The following is a 392-nucleotide window of genomic DNA, read 5'->3' on the forward strand; positions in this document are numbered from 1 at the left end:
CGCTGTACACGCTGGAGGGCGGCCAGGCCGCGGCCAGCGCGCTGATGGACCGGGGCTGCACGGCCGTGGTGTGCGCGAGCGACATGATGGCGCTGGGCGCGATCCGTGCGGCCCGGCAGCGCGGCCTCGAGGTGCCGGACGACATCTCCGTGGTCGGCTTCGACGACTCGCCGCTGATCGCCTTCACCGACCCTCCGCTGACCACGGTCCGCAAGCCGGTCCCGGCGATGGGGCAGGCAGCGGTGCGCACGCTGCTGGAGGAGATCGGCGGAACGCCCGCGCCGCACAGCGAGTTCGTGTTCATGCCCGAGCTGGTGGTGCGAGGTTCCACGGCGTCGGCGCCCGGGGACCGCAATCGTCCGTGAGGCGGAGAGCGGGCGCCGGTGCGCCCT

1 protein-coding gene is annotated in these 392 nt (G+C 74.0%); it reads left to right on the forward strand.

All coding sequences use genetic code 11. The features are described from left to right. A partial coding sequence (locus tag LPA54_RS41460; protein WP_228985534.1) for a substrate-binding domain-containing protein occupies positions 1–365 on the forward strand: 365 nt, incomplete at its 5' end. Positions 366–392: the final 27 nt, after the last annotated feature.

The sequence above is a fragment of the Streptomyces sp. DH12 genome, assembly GCF_020873895.1.
In the GTDB taxonomy this organism is placed as follows: Bacteria; Actinomycetota; Actinomycetes; order Streptomycetales; family Streptomycetaceae; genus Streptomyces.